This is a genomic window from Streptomyces sp. NPDC006487 (assembly GCF_042870555.1).
Classification (GTDB): domain Bacteria; phylum Actinomycetota; class Actinomycetes; order Streptomycetales; family Streptomycetaceae; genus Streptomyces.
In genome coordinates this window covers 48,014-63,384 of the sequence record NZ_JBIAHN010000021.1, presented here as the reverse complement: position 1 = coordinate 63,384, position 15,371 = coordinate 48,014, and the positions used below count along the sequence as shown (strand labels likewise).

The following is a 15,371-nucleotide window of genomic DNA, read 5'->3' as shown; positions in this document are numbered from 1 at the left end:
AGCCCGCGCTCAGGGCGCCAGGTGCCGGTAGCGCCCCCGGAAGTACGTCAGCGGCGGGGAGTCCGGCGCCGGCTGGGTGGCGGTGAGGACGTGGCCGATGACCAGGGTGTGGTCGCCCGCCTCGACGCGGTTCTCCGTACGGCACTCCAGGGTGGCCAGTGCCCCCGAGAGCAGCGGGGCGCCGGAGACGCCGCCGCGCGTGTAGGGGAGGTCCGCGAAGAGCAGGCGGTCGCTGATGCGGTTCTTCATCGAGAACCGGCTCGCGATCTGGAGCTGGTGGTCGGCGAGCACCGACACCGACCACAGGGGCTGCTCGGCCAGCAGGTCGTCCATCCGGGAACCCTCGCGCACGCTGACGAGGACCAGGGGCGGCTCCAGGGACACGGACATGAAGGCGGTCGCCGTCATGCCGACGTCCTCGCCGCGCGGGCCGCCGGCCGCCAGCGGGGGTTCCTGGGCGGTGATCAGGCACACGCCCGCCGCCAGTCGGGACATCGCGGCCCGGAACTCGTCGTTGCTCACCCCCTCAGCATGGGGTGCGGGTGCGGAAAGTGGTGTCACGGGGCTCGTTGGGGGCACGGTCGGGACGCTACTGTCACCCCTCGCGCCGCGCATCGGGCGGAGGTCCCAGGCGCGGCCCCTCCCATCGGCCTACGCCGGGCCGGGCGGCCCCGCACGGACCCGGTCCGCCCCGGACCCGGGCGCGGCGTTTGCGCCCGAGAACGGGTTGGACGAACCGGTCGGAACGGACCCGAGTGGGGCGGCGCGGCGGGCACCCTTATTCATCTCATGTGACTTGAGTCACAGAGAGCAAGATTTGTTGACCCTGTGTACCTGCCGCACAGCTCACTGTGATTCAGTGGACGGGACACCGCAACGAAGCGCCGATGACAAACCTGGAGTTGCTGTCGAGGTCTCGGGGAGAGCGAGCAATGGAGACCGAGTCGGAGCCGTACGTCCGTCTTGCGACCCTGCGGCAGCTGCACCGGGTGGTGGCCGAGCTCAATACGGCCCGGAGCCTGGCTGACACCTTGCAGACCGTCGTGGACGGCATCGTCGTCGGCCTCGGCTACGAACTCGCCTGTGTCAACCTCGTTCGCCCCGACGGTGATCTGGTCGTCGCCGCCTTCGCGGGAGACGCCGCCGCAGAAGCCCTGATCACCGGCCGCGTCGGCTCGCGCGCCTCCTGGGAACGCCGCCTGACGATGGGCGAGAACTGGGACGGACTGCGCTTCATCCCGCACACCGAGGGCTGGGTCCTCGTCGAGGACGACGTCCCGCAGTGGCACACCGATGGCCCCGATCCGCGGTTCGAGGACGAGTGGCACCCCGAGGACCGGCTGTACGCACCCATGTACGCCTCCGGCGGCGAACTGCTCGGCGTGGTCTCCGTGGACCGTCCGCGCAACGGCCGCCGGCCCGGGGCGTGGGGCCGCGAAGCGCTCCAGATGTATGCGTTCCAGGCCGCGATTGCGATCAGCAACGCCCGGCTCCGGGCGAACATGCAGCGGGCCCTGGTCCGGCTGGAGCGCGAACAGCAGGCCCTGCGCGCCAGTGAAGAGTCGTTCCGCCAGGCCTTCGAGTACGCGCCGAGCGGCATGGCCATCGCCGAGATGGGCGGCGACCAGCACGGCCGCCTGCTGCGCACCAACGACGCGCTGTGCCGGCTGCTGGGCCGGCCCGCCTCCGTGCTGCGCCGGTACTCCTTCTCCGACCTCGTGCACCCCGAGGACATCGGCACCCTGCTGCGGACCTCCGCCGAGGGCGGCCGGGCCGAGCTCAGACTCGGCCGGCGCGACGGTACGTACGTCTGGGTCTCGCTGCGCAACTCCGTCGTCGCCGATGCCGCCGACGGGCCGCGCTTCCTGCTCACGCACGTCGAGGACATCGAGGAGCGCAAGCGGCACGAGCTCCAGCTCGCCCACCGGGCCAGCCACGACTCGCTGACCGGCCTGCCCAACAGCGCCGAGCTGCGCTCCCGGCTCGGGGCCCGGCTCTGTCGCCGCCCGCAGTCGGTGCGCGCCACCGCCGTGGAGGCGCTGGACGCCGCCTTCGAGACCCGCCCCGCGGCGGAGGGGACACCCGGCGGCCACGGCGGGCACGGCGGGCACGGTTTCCGGCCCGACGGTTTTCCCGAGCCCTTCGAGTTCCCGGGCGGCATGGGCGGCATGGGCGGCCCCAACGGTTCGGCCGCGGCGGGCCCGTACGACCACCACGTGCACACGGTCGCGCCGGCGACCGACATCGACGACGGCACGAAGGGGCTCGCGGTGCTCTTCTGCGACCTCGACGGGTTCAAGTCGATCAACGACCGGTTCGGGCACCACACCGGCGACGCGGTCCTGATCGAGGTGGCCCGGCGGCTGACGACCGGCGTCCGGGACGGGGACACGGTGGCCCGGCTGGGTGGTGACGAGTTCGTCGTCCTCGCCGACGGGCTGGGCGCCGCCGACGCCGCCGACCTCGCCGTGCGGCTGCGCAACGCGATCATCCCGCCGATCCGGGTGGACGGCCGCGCGGTCCGCGTGGGAGCCAGTTTCGGGATCGGCTGGGCGAGCTGCGGCATGTCTGCGGACGAGGTGCTGCGCTCCGCCGACCAGCGCATGTACATCGAGAAGCGCTCTCGTTCGAAGGCACACCGCAGGGCCGGGTAAACTCTCGGGCCGCCCGTGGGCGCACCTGTTCGGGGTAGGCTCCCCGGGGTCGAAAGGAGTGACCTGCGATGACGACGCCCGCGAACCACGGCCCGAACAACGGGGCGAACAAGCCCGAGGATGACGACCCGTTCGGCTACCTCTACGAGGACGGCCAGGCCGCGGGGGCCACCCCGCCCGGGCAGGGCGGCGGGTACGGCTACCCGGGACCCACGGCCGGCGGTCAGCCGGGTGTGCCCCGGACCTCGTACAACCAGGTCCGCACGGTCGGTGACCGGCCCTACGGCGGCCCGCGCGGGCCCGTTCCCTATCAGCAGGGCCCGCAGCAGCAGCCCCCCGCCTACCAGGCGCAGTACCAGGCCCCCGAAGCGCTGCAGGCCGGCGGTTACGGCGTTCCGTCGCAGCAGCAGCCCCCGCAGTACACCCAGTCCCTTCCGCTGCCGGGCTCCGGCGGCGGGCGCGGCGGCGGCCACGGGGGCGGGCACGGCGGCGGGTCCAGCCGCAGGGGCATGCTCATCGCGGCCGTCGCGGTGGTCGCCGCGGTGGCGATCGGCATCAGCGCGGCGGTGATCTTCGGCAAGGACGACGACGCCGACAAGGGCAAGAACAACGCGAACACGGGCCAGAGCCCGTCGGCGCCCGCCCAGAACACCCCTTCGGGCAAGCCGAGCGACTCCGCGCCGGCGGACGCTCCGCTGCCGAAGGGCGACGCGGGCGGCTCCGGCATGGTGATCAGCGGTGGCGCGGCCCTGGAGAGCACGGTGCCGGGGGCCAAGAGCTCGGGCGGTCAGTACGTGGGCCAGTTCAACCAGTCCGGTGCCGCCGTGACCTGGACGCTGGACGTCCCCAAGAGCGCCGAGTACACCTTCCGGATGTACTACGGCGTGCCCGGCAAGGACGCCAACATGACGCTGACGATCAACGGCGAAAAGCAGACCCGGGCGATCAACATGAAGAACTTCGCGAAGGCCGGCGAGGGTGACTGGGCCAAGGGCTGGACCAACACCTACTCCTACGTGAACCTCAAGCAGGGATCGAACACCATCAAGATCTCCTGCGAGGCGGGGAACTCCTGCGAAGCGGTCATCGACCAGTTCATCCTCGAGAAGCGCTGACCGGCCCGGCGCACGCCGGCATGCGGGCCCGGGCCGTCCTAGCCCGCCGTGACCTTCACCGACCCCCGTACCTCCTCGTAGGTGCGGGGGTCGAAGTCTCCCGCCGTGGGGGCCGCCACCGTGGCCGCGGACAGGGCCACCGCGCGGGTCAGGCGGTCCGGCCAGTCCAGGCCCTCGGTGAGGGCCGAGAGCAGGCCCGCGACCGCGGAGTCGCCCGCGCCGGTGGGGTTGCCCGCCAGGGTGCGGGGAGGGGCCGCCCGCCAGGTGCCCAGGGCGGTGGCGGCGAGCAGCCCTTCCGGTCCGAGCGAGGTGACCACGGCGTGGGCCCCGCGCCGGCGGGCGTCGCGGGTGGCGGGCAGCGGGTCGCGGGACCCGGTCAGCTCGGCGAGCTCGGCGGCGTTCGGTTTGATCACGTCGGGGCGGGCGGCGACCCCGCGGCGCAGTGCCTCGCCGCTGGTGTCGAGCAGGACGGGCACGCCGGCCGAGCGGGCCGTCCGCACGAGGGCCGCGTAAGCCCCTATGGGTACGCCCGGGGGCAGGCTGCCGCACAGGGCCACCGCGCGGGCGCCGCCCGCCAGCAGGGCCTCGTAGCGGGTGAGGAACGCGGACCACTCGGCGGCGGTGATCAGTGGGCCCGGTTCGTTGAACTGCGTGGTGTCCCCGGAGGCCTCGTCGACGACGGCCAGGGTGCGGCGGGTGGTGCCCGCGCAGGGGACCAGTTCGTCGCGGACGCCGGGGGAGCCGGCGAGCAGTGCGCGTACGAGGGTTCCCGTGGGGCCGCCCGCGAAGCCGGTCGCGGTGACCTCGTGGCCGATCGCGGCGAGCACGCGGGCCACGTTGAGGCCTTTGCCTCCGGGGCGTTCGGTGACCTCGGTGACGCGGTGGGAGGCGTGCGCGAGCAGGCGCGGTACGCGGTAGGTGACGTCGAGTGCGGTGTTGAGCGTCACGGTCAGGATCATTGGCGGGCCCCGGTCTCGGTGTGTGCCGCCTCGGGCGGGGCAACAGCATGCCAAACGCAGGAGCGGTCGGCCCAGTACCCGGGGCCGACCGCTTTCGCTCGCGGCCGCGGTCAGTTCCCCGCCGCGAGCGGGTTCACGATCCATTCGCCGCGCCGCATGACGCCCCGGACGTCGAAGGCGGAGTCGAGGACGACGAGGTCCGCGTACTTGCCGGGCTCCAGTGAGCCGACCTGGTCGTAGACGCCGATCAGCTTGGCCGGGTTGGCGGAGATCGCCTGGACCACGGACTCGACGGGGAGCTTGTCGAGGGTGACCGACCGCTTGAAGGCGGTGTCCAGGGTGAGGGTGGAGCCCGCGATGGAGCCGCCCTCGACGAGGCGGGCGACGCCCTCCTTGACCTCGACCTCCAGCGGGCCGAGGTGGTAGATCCCGTCGCCGAAGCCGGCCGCGTCCATCGCGTCGGTGATCAGCGCCACCCGGTTCGCGCCCGCGTGGTGGAAGGCCAGCTCCAGCATGGCGGGGTGCAGGTGGGTGCCGTCGTTGATCAGCTCGACGGTGACCCGCTCGTCCTCCAGCAGGGCCGCGATGGGGCCGGGGGCGCGGTGCTCCATGCCCGGCATCGCGTTGTAGAGGTGGGTGGCGACGGTCGCGCCCGCGTCGATGGCTTCGAGGGTCTGCTCGTACGTGGAGTCCGTGTGGCCGATCGCGGCGATGACCCCGTGCTCGGCCAGCAGCCGTACGGAGTCCAGGCCGCCGGGGAGTTCGGTGGCGAGGGTGAACATGCGGGCGGCGCCGTGCGAGGCGTCGATCAGCTTGCGGACCTCGGCCGGGTCGGGGTCGCGCAGGAGGTCTTCCTTGTGCGCGCCCTTGCGGCAGGGGTTGATGAACGGGCCCTCGAAGTGGATGCCCGCGATGTCGCCCTGCTGGGTCAGCTCGGCGAGCAGTCCGGCGCGGCGGGCCAGTTCGTCCAGGTCCCCGGTGACGGTGGAGGCGACCAGGGTGGTGGTGCCGTGCTCGCGGTGGGTCCGTACGCCCTTGAGCACCTCCTCGGCGGTGCCGGAGGTGAAGGAGGCGCCGCCGCCGCCGTGGTTGTGCATGTCGACGAAGCCGGGGACGATCAGGCACCCGGAGAGGTCGACGACGGCCGCGTTCTCCTCCGCGGCGCCGGCGATGCGCTCGCCGTCGACGATGAGGCGTCCGCCCTTGACGATGCCCGTGGGCAGCACCACGTCGGCGCCGGAGAGAACGGTGCTGCGGCCCACATGTGCGCTTCCGGACATCAGGCAGGTACCTCCGTGGCGAGTAGATCCCAGGCGAGCAGCCCTGCGCCCAGGCATCCGGCGGTGTCCCCGAGGGCCGCCGGGACGATGTGGGGCAGCCGCTGGAACGTCACGCGTTCCTCGACGGCCGTCCGTAGTGGTGTGAACAAGGTTTCCCCGGCCTCGGCCAGCCCGCCACCGATGATCAGCGTGCGCGGGTCCAGCAGGGTGATCGCGGTGACCAGCCCGTCCGCGAGGGCGCCGATGGCGGCGAGCCAGACCTCCAGGGCACGCTCGTCGCCGGATTCGACGGCCTTGGCGCAGTCCGCGGCGTCCGCGTCGGGGTCGCCGGAGGCGGCCGCCCAGGCGCGGCTGACGGCGGAGGCGGAGGCGAGGGTCTCCAGGCAGCCGCGCTGGCCGCAGCCGCAGGCGGGGCCGCCGGGGCGGACCACGATGTGGCCGATCTCGCCCGCGTAGCCGTGCGCGCCGGCCTCGATGCGGCCGGCGATGCCGATGGCTCCGGCGATGCCGGTGCCGAGCGGGACGAACAGGAAGCGGTCGGCGCCGCGGCCCGCGCCGATGCGGCCTTCGGCGAGTCCGCCCGTGCGGACGTCGTGGCCCAGCGCGACCGGGATCCCGCCGAGGCGTCTGCCGAGCAGTTCGCGCATGGGGACGTCGCGCCAGCCCAGGTTCGCCGCGTAGACGGCGATCCCGTTCTCGGCGTCGACGATGCCGGGGACGGCCACGCCGGCCGCGGAGGCGGTGGTGGCGAAGCGCTCCCGGCCGAGGTCGAGGAGCTCGGCGGCGAAGTCCTGGATCGTCTCGACGACGGCTTCGGCGCCCCGCTCACGGCCGGTGGCGCGGCGCGCCTCGTGGAGCAGGGTGCCGTCGGCGGCGACGAGGGCGGCCTTCATCCCAGTGCCGCCCACATCGAGGGCGATGACGTGTTTCACGGGTTTCACGGGTGACAGTCTCGCGTGATCGGAGGGCAAAGGTCTAGTCCACTGGGAGGGATTGTTGAGTAGCCATACAAATTCGGGACCTTCGTCGGCGGGCGGGCCGCTACACGGGTCCGTACGCGTGTGCGCGTGCAGGCTGTGTGCACGTTTGGGCCTGGATGTTGACCAGGCCGAAAAGTGGTGTAGACCTTTACGCGAATCGTACGGAACAACCTGGGGTGGAACGAGAACTTTGAAGGCGCGAACTGTCCAGGCCAGAAAGCTGAACCTCGCCGCGTCCGGTCTCGCACTGTGCCTGACCACCGTGACGCTGACCGGTTGCGGCGCCGTGTCGGGCCTCACCGGGGACAACGAGGTCACCCTGAAGGTCGTGGCGGCCGACTACGGGGACAAACCGGAAAACTCCTCCAAGCCCTACTGGAAGGACCTCGCCGCGTCCTTCGAGAAGGGCCACCCCGGCATCAAGGTCCAGGTCGAGGTCTACTCCTGGTCCGAGGTCGACGCCAAGGTCGCCGAGATGGTCAAGGCCGGCGATGCCCCCGACATCGCCCAGATCGGCGCCTACGCCGACTACGCGGCGGAGGGCAAGCTCTACTCCGCCGACGAGCTGCTCTCCGTGAACACCCAGGCCGACTTCCTCGAACCGCTCGCCGAAGCCGGCAAGGTCCGGCGCGTCCAGTACGGCATGCCCTTCGTGGCCAGCACCCGGCTGATGTTCTACAACGAGAAGCTGTTCGCCGACGCCGGAATCATCCCCAAGGACGGCAAGACCCCCTGGCAGCCCAAGAGCTGGGCCGATCTGGAGTCCGCCGCCAAGAAACTCAAGGCGGACGGAGTCCCGACGCCCTTCGCACTGCCCCTGGGCCGCGAGGAGGCGCAGGCCGAGACCATGCAGTGGCTCCTCTCGGGCGGCGGCGGCTACGCCGACAACGAGGACGCGTACGCGATCGACTCCCCGGCCAACATCAAGACCCTGGAGTTCCTGCGCGACAAGCTCGTCGGCGAGGGCCTGACCGGCCCCGTCGCCCCGGCCAAGCTGGACCGCCAGGCCGCCTTCGACTCCTTCTCGCGCGGCGAGGTCGGCATGCTCAACGGGCACCCGACCCTGCTCAAGCAGGCTGCCGCCAAGGGCGTGCAGTACGGCATGACCCCCATGCCGACCTCCGACGGGGTGCCCCACCCGACGATGGGCGTCGCCGACTGGGTGATGGCCTTCAAGACCGGCCACCAGATGCAGTCCGGGAAGTTCCTGGACTTCCTGTACGAGGCGGACAACGTGACGGCCTTCACCGAGAAGTACGACCTGCTCCCGGTCACCACCAGCGGCTCCCGGGCCATGGACGCCTCCAAGGGGGCCTCCTCGGCCGAGCTGAAGACCTTCCTGCACGCGCTGCCCAACGCGCGGCTCTACCCGGTGGGCAAGAAGTCCTGGGCGGCCGTGAGCGAGGATGTCAAGAAGAACATCGGTAAGACCGTGCAGCCGGGCGGACAGCCCGCGAAGACCCTGGCGGATCTCACGGAGATGGCGCGCAAGGCGGACGCCCGCTGATCCGCGCCGGACGCGCGCCGGTCCGGGCGCAGGCCGGTCCGGGCCGCCGAGCGGGGGCTGTCGTAGCCGTCGTGGCTGTCGTAGGGCGGAGTTAATCTGGCCGTATGACGGACGCGGACGAGAGGCCGCCGGCCGGGCTGAGCGCCGACGAGGCGGCCGTACTGGCCTACGAGGGACGCACCTGGCCCGGGCCGGGCGCCAAGGAGCGGGCCATAAGGGAAGGACTGGGGATGCCCCCGGTCCGGTACTACCAGCTGCTCAACGCGCTGATGGACGACCCCAGGGCGCTCCAGCACGCGCCGGGCACCGTGAACCGTCTGCGGCGCATCCGCGAGGCCCAGCGGGCGAGACGGTAGCGGCGGGGCTGTGGCCGGGATGTACGGGCCGTGGCGGATCCGTGGCGGGTCGTGGCCGGAGCCGTGGCCCGCGCCATAGCCGTGGCCCGGCCGGGCCGTTAGGGTCGAGCGTATGGGGAGCCATCCGCACGATCTGCCGATGCCCGTCACCACCGCCGGACGCGAGGGACTCGAAGCCCTCCTCCGTGCACCGCGCCGCTCCGTCGTCGCCCTCGACTTCGACGGCACCCTCGCCGACATCGTCCCCGACCCCGACCAGGCACGAGCCCACCCCGGAGCCGTTCCCGCGCTCGCCGCGCTCGCCCCCGAGGTCGGCTCCATCGCCGTCGTCACCGGTCGGCCGGCCGGGGTCGCCGTCCGCTACGGGGGCTTCGCCGGGGTCCCGGGACTCGAACACCTGGTGGTGCTCGGGCACTACGGGGCCGAGCGCTGGGACGCCGTGAGCGGCATCGTGCACGCTCCGGCCGAGCATCCGGGGGTGGCGGCGGTCCGGGCGGAGCTGCCCGGGTTCCTGGACGCGATCGGTGCGTGGCGCGGTACCTGGATCGAGGAGAAGGGCCAGGCGCTGGCCGTCCACACCCGCCGCGCGGCCGACCCGGAAGCGGCCTTCGCGGCCCTGCGCGAGCCCCTGGCGGGGCTGGCGGCCCGGCACGGCCTGATGGTCGAACCGGGCCGGGCCGTACTGGAGCTGCGGCCGCCGGGGATGGACAAGGGAGTCGCCCTCACGGAATACCTCGCGGAGGTGGGGGCGGAGGCCGTGCTCTACGCCGGGGACGACCTGGGGGACCTCGCGGCGTACTCGGCGGTGGAGAAGCTGCGGGCCGGGGGGATGCCGGGGCTGCTGCTGTGCAGTGGCTCCGCGGAGGTTCCGGAGCTCGCCGCCCGCGCGGACCTGACGCTGTCCGGTCCGTCGGAGGTCGTCGCCTTCCTGGCGGCGTTGGCCGGGGCGGTGCGTGCCTAGGTTTTGACGCCTGCCTGCGTGCCTGCGTGCCCGGTGGGCGGGTGCGGCTCGGCGCGGCCCTGCGGGGCCGTCCCCTACCCGCCCTTCCACCGTTCCCCGGGGCTCCGCCCCGGACCCCGCGCCTCAAACGCCGGCGGGGCTGGATTGCCCCAGAGCCCGCGCCTCGAACGCCGGCGGGGCTGGATTGCCCCAGAGCCCGCGCCTCGAACGCCGGCGGGGCTGGATTGCCCCAGCCCCGCGCGGCGGCCCGGTCAGGCGCGGAGGGCGTCCAGCTGGGAGTTGAGCCATTGGGCGGGCGGGAGGGCCGTCGCCGCCGCGGCCAGGCGCTTCGTACGGTCCGCCCGCTCCGCCGCCGGCATGGAGAGGGCCGCGTGCAAGGCCTCCGCCGTCGCCGTCACGTCGTACGGGTTCACCGTCAGCGCATCCGCCCGGAGCTCCTCGTACGCCCCCGCCCCGGTGGACAGCACCAGCGCGCACCCCGCCTCCGACACCACCGGGATCTCCTTCGCGACGAGGTTCATGCCGTCCCGCACGGGATTGACCAGTGCCACGTCGGCCAGCCGGTACGCCGCCAGCGACCGCGCGAAGTCGTCCTCGACCGAGACCAGGACCGGCTGCCAGCCGGCCGTGCCGAACTCCGCGTTGATCGAGGCCGCCAGCTCCCGCACCGACTCGGTGTACTCCCGGTAGACGGTCAGGTCCTGCCGGGACGGGTACGCGGAGGCCAGGTGGACCACCCGCTCCCGCCACTCGGGGTGCGTGACCAGCAGCTCCCGGTACGCCAGCAGCCCCCGCAGGATGTTCTTCGACAGCTCCGTCCGGTCCACCCGGACGATCGTCTTCAGCCCGCCGACCTCCGCCCGCAGCGCCGCCAGCTTGTCGTCCACCTCGGGCCGGTGCGCGAGCGCGCGCAGCTCGTCCCCGTCCACGCCGAGGGGGTAGTGCGCCACCGCGGCGAACCGCTTCTCCTCGTACTTCTGAACGTCCGCGAGCAGCTTGCGGTGCCATACTCCGGGCTTCCCGTCCCGGGGAAAGTAGGGGTCCGCGATGCCGCTCGTGTCATCGAAGTGTGCGCCGGCGATGAAGTTGTGGGCCCACTCCCACGTGTGGAAGCCGAGCCTGTCCGCCCCGAGCATCCCCCACAGCAGCTGGCTCCGGATGTCCGCCGGGAGCATCTCCAGGAACTCCCGCGAGGCCCACGGCGTGTGCGTGAAGTGCCCGATCCGCAGGTCCGGGCGGAGCTCCCGGAGCATTCCGGGGGCGAGGGCCAGGTGGTAGTCCTGGATCAGGACCGTCGCCCCCTCGGCCGCCTCCTGCGCCAGCGCCGCCGCGAAGGCCTCGTTGTAGGTGACGTACGAGCCCCACTGCCGCCGGAACTCCGCGTCGAAGACCGGCTCGCGCGGGATCTCGTACAGGTGGTGGTGGAGGAACCACAGCACCGAGTTCGCGATGCCGTTGTACGCGCCGTCGTAGACCTCCGGGTCGATGGGCAGCATCCGTACGCCCGGCTCGCGGACCCCGCGCCGTACCGCCTCCCGGTCCGCGTCGGACAGGGCCGCGCAGACCCACAGCGCCCCCGGCTGCTGCGCGAGGGCGGTGGAGAGGCCGGAGACGAGACCGCCCCCGCCGCGTCGGGCACTGAGCGTTCCGTCGTCGGCGAGGGCGTACGAGAGGGGGCCGCGATTCGCGGCGACGAGCACCTGGGAAGCCATGCGGCGAACCTAGCCCGCCCCGCCTCCGGTCAAACGTCGCCGCCCGCGTGTGCGCCCGACCGAGAGGAAGACCACACCTCGAGGCCGGTGCCTTCACGCCACGCGACGGCGCGCGTACTCCTCGATGTCGAGCATCGGGGGCCGCTCCTCGGTGTCCACGGCGTAGGTGTGCGGTACGAACCCCTCCGGGCCCCGCTCGAACTGCGTCAGCTCCGGGCGTACGAGGTGCCCGCGCGCGAGCCTGGCCTGCGCCGTGCGGTAGATCGCCGCGGCCATCCGCCCCAGCGCCTGGCCGTCCTGGTGGCGGTGCAGCCGTACGCCCACGTCCACCTGGGCCAGCGCGTCCAGCCCGGCCGTGTGCAGCGCGTCCACCAGCAGGCCCAGCTCGACTCCGTAGCCCACGGGGAACGGCAGCCGCTCCAGCAGCTCGCGGCGTACGGCGTACTCGCCGCCCAGCGGCTGGACGAAGCCGGCCAGCTGCGGCCAGTGGAGGTTGAGCAGCGGACGGGCCACCAGCTCCGTGACCCGGCCGCCCTGCCCGTTGGCCTTGGCGGAGGCCGGGCCGGCCGGGTCGCCGAACTCCTGGCCGAGGGGCCGGTCGTACATGGCCTTGACGAACCGCACGTCCGGATCGGTCAGCAGCGGGCCGACGATCCCCGAGACGAAGTCGGCCGAGAAATCGCGCAGGTCCGCGTCCACGAAGCAGACGATGTCGCCGCTCGTGACGAGCAGCGAGCGCCACAGCACCTCGCCCTTGCCGGGCAGCGCCGGGATCCGCCGCAGGACCTCGTCGCGGTGCACCACCCGGGCCCCGGCCTTGGCCGCGACCTCGGCGGTGCGGTCCGTGGAGCCCGAGTCGATCACGACGAGCTCGTCCACCAGGGGCACCGGCAGGCCCTCGATCAGATCGCGCCGGATCACCTCGACGATCTCGCCGACCGTCGCCTCCTCGTTCAGCGCCGGCAGCACCACGCTCACCGTGGTGCCCGCTGCCCGCTTGGCCGAAAGCAGCTGGCCGAGCGGTCGGTCGGCGGCTGACCAGGAGCGGTCTGCCAACCAGCGCTCCACCTCTTCCAGCACCTTCAGCACTCCCTGGTTCATCATCGGGTTCATCAGTGGTTTGGACCGAATTGTGATCCATCTCGCGGTTCGGACGGCTGTCTCAACCACCCGGGCCTTCGGTTACAGTCTTGAACAACGCGAAGGTCCACCGCATGCCGGGGGTCCCCGCGTACAAACGCACCGGCGCGCCACAGAGCGCGTGTGCCGGTGCCATACCGCTCATCCAGAGGGGCAGAGGGACACGGCCCGTTGAAGCCCCGGCAACCCTCCAGTCGGTTCTCGCGATCGCGCACACCAGCGCCGCCAGCGAGGTCCCCGGCTAGGGAAGGTGCCAATTCCGTCTCATGGCGAAGTGCGCCATGGGGAAGATGAGGAGAAAGGGCCTCGCCATCATGGCTGCACAGTCTGTCGCAACCTCTGCCGAAACCGTTGAAACCAGCGCTTCCGGCACCTCTGTCGATCTCGGTCCCGCCACCGGCCTTTCCTGTCGTGAGTGCGGTACCCGCTTCGAGCTCGGCCCGATCTTCGCCTGCGCCGAGTGCTTCGGACCGCTCGAAGTCGCCTACGAGCTGCCGCTGGGCGACCCGGAAGCCCTGCGCGCCGCCATCGAGGCCGGCCCCAACAACATCTGGCGCTACGCGCCGCTGCTGCCCGTCCCGGCGGACGTGGCCTCCAAGCCGAGCCTGAACCCCGGCTTCACCAAGCTCGTGGACGCGGCCAACCTGGCCAAGGAGCTCGGCGTCACCGGCAAGCTGTACGTCAAGGACGACTCCGGCAACCCGACGCACTCCTTCAAGGACCGCGTCGTGGCCATCGCCGTCGAGGCCGCCCGCGCCTTCGGCTTCACCACCCTCTCCTGCTCCTCCACCGGCAACCTGGCCGGCGCCGTCGGCGCCGCGGCCGCCCGCGCCGGCTTCCGCTCCTGCGTGTTCATCCCGCACGACCTGGAGCAGGGCAAGGTCGTCATGGCCGGTGTCTACGGTGGCGACCTCGTCGGCATCGAGGGCAACTACGACGACGTCAACCGCTTCTGCTCCGAGCTCATCGGCGACCCGCTGGGCGAGGGCTGGGGCTTCGTCAACGTCAACCTGCGCCCGTACTACGGCGAGGGCTCCAAGACCCTGGCGTACGAGATCTGCGAGCAGCTCGGCTGGCAGCTGCCCGACCAGATCGTCATCCCGATCGCCTCCGGCTCGCAGCTCACGAAGATCGACAAGGGTCTGCAGGAGCTGATCAAGCTCGGCCTCGTCGAGGACAAGCCGTACAAGATCTTCGGTGCCCAGGCCGAGGGCTGCTCGCCCGTCTCGACCGCCTTCAAGGCCGGTCACGAGGTGGTCCGCCCGCAGAAGCCGAACACCATCGCCAAGTCGCTGGCCATCGGCAACCCGGCGGACGGCCCGTACGTCCTGGACATCGCGCGCCGTACCGGCGGCTTCGTCGAGGACGTCAACGACGAGCAGGTCGTCGAGGCCATCAAGCTCCTCGCCCAGACCGAGGGCATCTTCGCCGAGACCGCGGGCGGCGTGACCGTCGGCGTGACGAAGAAGCTCATCGAGAACGGGCAGCTCGACCCCGCGCTGACCACCGTGGTCCTGAACACCGGTGACGGCCTCAAGACCCTGGAGGCGGTGGCCGAAGGTGGTGGCCAGACCGCCACCATCCGCCCGAGCCTGGACGCGTTCCGCGCCGCCAACCTGGCCTGATCCTCTTCTCCCTGCACACCGGAAAGGCAGTAGCGCCATGAGCGTCAACGTCCGCATCCCCACCATCCTGCGCACCTACACCGGCGGCCAGGCCGAGGTCCCCGCCGAGGGCGCGACCCTCGAAGAGGTCATCCGGTCCCTGGAGGCCAGCCACCCCGGCATCGCCGCGCGCGTCCTGGACGACCAGGGCAAGCTGCGCCGCTTCGTCAACGTCTACGTGAACGACGACGACGTGCGCTTCGAGGGCGGGCTGCAGACCTCCACCCCGGACGGCGCCGGCATCTCGATCATTCCCGCCGTCGCGGGCGGCTGCTGAGCCCTCGTACGGCTTGCGCGAGACCTCGTAGAAACTGAATTGCCCCCTCCGTTACCAAACGGAGGGGGCAATTCTGCTGGGTTGGGCGCGGTAGAGTTGGGGAAGTCCCCTCCGCTGTTCTTGCCCGCCGCATATGAGCGGGCCGCGAGAGGGTTGACATTGAGTCAACATGCAAGTGCGCTATGGGTCCTTGGCGTGGTTTGTCCGGCCCGAGTTGCCCTGGAATATTCCGAGTTTTCACCCTATTTCAATCTTTTACTGTGTCCAGAATTCTCGTCGGAATGACCTGTTGCAGACAGCAGCGGTGCGGATACATTCAGCCCCGGTCGAGGCGTTCCGGCGCAAGTTCTGACCCGGGACCGCGAAGTGCGGTCCTGCGCAAGGGCCAGTAATAGGGGAGTTAGGCATGGCTCAGGGCACCGTCAAGTGGTTCAACGCGGAGAAGGGCTACGGCTTCATCGCGGTCGACGGTGGTGCGGATGTGTTCGTCCACTACAGCGCCATCCAGATGGACGGGTACCGCACCCTTGAAGAGGGTCAGCGGGTCGAGTTCGAGATCTCGCAGGGCCAGAAGGGTCCGCAGGCGGACATGGTCAAGCTCGCCGCCGGCTAGTCCGACCGCGATCGACCACCGACACGTACGGGCCACGCACAGCGGCCGCGTGCGACGGCACAACGGCATATGTACGAGGGGCCCACATCCTGGACACGGGATGCGGGCCCCTCGTGCGTGGCGGCTCCGGCACCCTTGGCGCGCCCGGCTGTT

Annotated in this window: 14 protein-coding genes and 1 riboswitch; of the genes, 8 read left to right on the top strand and 6 right to left on the bottom strand. The window is 71.7% G+C overall.

The window, feature by feature from the left end; translation table 11 throughout:
* Positions 1–9 precede the first annotated feature (9 nt).
* Positions 10–615, bottom strand: coding sequence for a flavin reductase family protein (locus ACFYM0_RS32240; protein WP_388507572.1), 606 nt, complete (start codon positions 613–615; stop codon positions 10–12).
* A gap of 317 nt (positions 616–932) precedes the next feature.
* On the opposite strand from ACFYM0_RS32240, the gene cdgB reads away from it, so the two are divergent.
* A complete protein-coding gene (cdgB, locus tag ACFYM0_RS32235; protein ID WP_388507570.1) occupies positions 933–2,654 on the top strand; it encodes a diguanylate cyclase CdgB in 1,722 nt (573 codons plus the stop codon).
* A gap of 68 nt (positions 2,655–2,722) precedes the next feature.
* Positions 2,723–3,769: a CBM35 domain-containing protein gene (locus tag ACFYM0_RS32230; protein WP_388507567.1), complete on the top strand. Its 1,047-nt coding sequence runs from the start codon at positions 2,723–2,725 to the stop codon at positions 3,767–3,769.
* A gap of 38 nt (positions 3,770–3,807) precedes the next feature.
* Here ACFYM0_RS32230 and ACFYM0_RS32225 read toward each other — a convergent pair whose 3' ends face one another.
* From ACFYM0_RS32225 to ACFYM0_RS32215, 3 genes are all read right to left on the bottom strand, one after another.
* Positions 3,808–4,728, bottom strand: coding sequence for a 1-phosphofructokinase family hexose kinase (locus ACFYM0_RS32225; protein WP_388507564.1), 921 nt, complete (start codon positions 4,726–4,728; stop codon positions 3,808–3,810).
* Between the two features lie 110 nt (positions 4,729–4,838).
* Positions 4,839–6,008, bottom strand: coding sequence for an N-acetylglucosamine-6-phosphate deacetylase (nagA, locus tag ACFYM0_RS32220; protein ID WP_388507562.1), 1,170 nt, complete (start codon positions 6,006–6,008; stop codon positions 4,839–4,841).
* Positions 6,008–6,901: an ROK family protein gene (locus ACFYM0_RS32215; protein ID WP_243339592.1), complete on the bottom strand. Its 894-nt coding sequence runs from the start codon at positions 6,899–6,901 to the stop codon at positions 6,008–6,010. Before ACFYM0_RS32215 ends, nagA begins: the two co-directional genes overlap by 1 nt.
* Before the next feature lie 277 nt (positions 6,902–7,178).
* On the opposite strand from ACFYM0_RS32215, the gene ACFYM0_RS32210 reads away from it, so the two are divergent.
* From ACFYM0_RS32210 to otsB, 3 genes are all read left to right on the top strand, one after another.
* Positions 7,179–8,495, top strand: a complete 1,317-nt coding sequence (locus ACFYM0_RS32210) for an extracellular solute-binding protein (protein ID WP_388507559.1) — start codon at positions 7,179–7,181, stop codon at positions 8,493–8,495.
* Between the two features lie 104 nt (positions 8,496–8,599).
* The gene (locus tag ACFYM0_RS32205) at positions 8,600–8,851 is read left to right on the top strand and encodes a DUF3263 domain-containing protein (RefSeq protein WP_243339532.1); all 252 of its coding nucleotides are present in this window, start codon (positions 8,600–8,602) and stop codon (positions 8,849–8,851) included.
* A gap of 112 nt (positions 8,852–8,963) precedes the next feature.
* Positions 8,964–9,812 carry a trehalose-phosphatase gene (gene otsB, locus ACFYM0_RS32200; protein WP_388507555.1) on the top strand — a complete coding sequence of 283 codons (849 nt, stop codon included), beginning with the start codon at positions 8,964–8,966 and terminating at the stop codon, positions 9,810–9,812.
* 251 nt (positions 9,813–10,063) lie between these two features.
* On the opposite strand, the gene ACFYM0_RS32195 is transcribed toward otsB, so the two are convergent.
* Entirely contained in the window at positions 10,064–11,524 is a 1,461-nt protein-coding gene (locus ACFYM0_RS32195) for a trehalose-6-phosphate synthase (protein ID WP_388507553.1), read from the bottom strand.
* Positions 11,525–11,617: 93 nt separating this feature from the next.
* Positions 11,618–12,604 (bottom strand): glucosyl-3-phosphoglycerate synthase, encoded by a 987-nt coding sequence (locus ACFYM0_RS32190; RefSeq protein WP_388507792.1) that lies wholly within the window; start codon positions 12,602–12,604, stop codon positions 11,618–11,620.
* Positions 12,605–12,802: 198 nt separating this feature from the next.
* Positions 12,803–12,961: riboswitch (SAM riboswitch) on the top strand.
* Positions 12,962–12,978: 17 nt separating this feature from the next.
* Here ACFYM0_RS32190 and thrC point away from each other — a divergent pair.
* From thrC to ACFYM0_RS32175, 3 genes are all read left to right on the top strand, one after another.
* The gene (gene thrC, locus ACFYM0_RS32185) at positions 12,979–14,289 is read left to right on the top strand and encodes a threonine synthase (RefSeq protein WP_388507550.1); all 1,311 of its coding nucleotides are present in this window, start codon (positions 12,979–12,981) and stop codon (positions 14,287–14,289) included.
* Positions 14,290–14,326: 37 nt separating this feature from the next.
* Positions 14,327–14,605 (top strand): MoaD/ThiS family protein, encoded by a 279-nt coding sequence (locus ACFYM0_RS32180; protein WP_388507548.1) that lies wholly within the window; start codon positions 14,327–14,329, stop codon positions 14,603–14,605.
* Between the two features lie 406 nt (positions 14,606–15,011).
* Entirely contained in the window at positions 15,012–15,218 is a 207-nt protein-coding gene (locus ACFYM0_RS32175; RefSeq protein WP_008743607.1) for a cold-shock protein, read from the top strand.
* Positions 15,219–15,371 lie beyond the last annotated feature (153 nt).